Annotated in this window: 1 protein-coding gene; it reads left to right on the forward strand. The window is 28.8% G+C overall.

The genetic code is table 11. The features are described from left to right. Positions 1-1295: hypothetical protein (locus tag CYP43_RS09465; protein ID WP_430622335.1), on the forward strand; the 1295-nt coding region annotated here is incomplete at both ends.

Below are 1295 nucleotides of genomic sequence, written 5' to 3' on the forward strand. Positions count from 1 at the left end.
TCTAACAACAAACACCTAAATTTCTCTTTATTAAATTTCGCTAAAGAGAATAACTTTACCCTAAGAGATGATAAAGACTCAGCTATGTTTGATATAAAGCTTCGTCTAGCTCATGGCAACAATGTAGTGCCTACATCAGCATCAAGTTCAGGTCTTACTCTTACAATAAACAATCTCATCATTGAAAACGAAGATGGTAAGGCAAGTGAAGATATAGATAAGATATATCTTCATCACTGCTTTGATAAAAGTATATATGAGAGTATATCTTTAGTAAAAAATGAAGACTCAGATATCAAAAACTCATATACAGCTACATTTAATATCCCAATAGATAAAGAGAATAAAGGAGATACCAAATTTATACTTTATTCAAGTGATCTAAGTAAAGTTTATAGCACCAAAGATATTCATGCTCACACTGATACAGCTGTAATATCTTTAGGATATCAAGATAAGAGTAGCTCTAACTTTTGCTATAGCAATAAGGTCTCGTTAAGAGATATAACAGATCATATAACAAATGTAATCTCTGATAGTGAGTATCCATTTAAGACAAATGAGCCAATATGCTTAAAGGCTATATATAAACAAGAAAAAGGTAGTAAGAGATATAAAGAGATACTTTGGGGATATAAGGTCATAAAAAGTAAAGAGTATGATGAGCTATCCAAATCAAATCCAAAAGATGTAGTAGGCTTAAAAGATCAAAAGGGTAAAGAGACAACATTTAAAATTTCAGATGTTATACAAAAAGATGATCTAGATAAGCTAAAACAAGGTGGTCATGCTATAGTATTTTTTGCATATCTTGAAGGCGATAAGGATAAATTTAAGTTTTATACAAGATATGGCAAAAATCATATAAGAATAGATATAAAGATACCTTTATATATTAAATTTAAAGATGATAAGCTAGTTATATATGAGTTTGAGCATACTACAAAAGAGAAGGCATTTGATGCTAAATTAAAGCTTAGTGATAATAAAGACGATGCTTTAATAAAAAATGATAATTACTTATATATAAATAAAAATATCTCATCAAATGAGATAAATATATATGAAGACGACAAACTAAGCAAAGAGTTAAAAAGTGATGAAAAGACAAATAAGAGCTATCAAATTTATGCAAAAGAAGAGAGCTCTAGTAATCAGTCTAATGCAGATAAAGATGATAAGCTTGGTATAAATTTATTAAGTAAAGAGAATATGGATGAATTTATTAGCTCTTTTAATGAATCAAAGAGTTTAACTAGAGTAGATAGTGGTATGTGGGAAGATGGGGATGAGGA

The sequence above is a fragment of the Campylobacter concisus genome (assembly GCF_002913045.1).
Lineage (GTDB): Bacteria > Campylobacterota > Campylobacteria > Campylobacterales > Campylobacteraceae > Campylobacter_A > Campylobacter_A concisus_AP.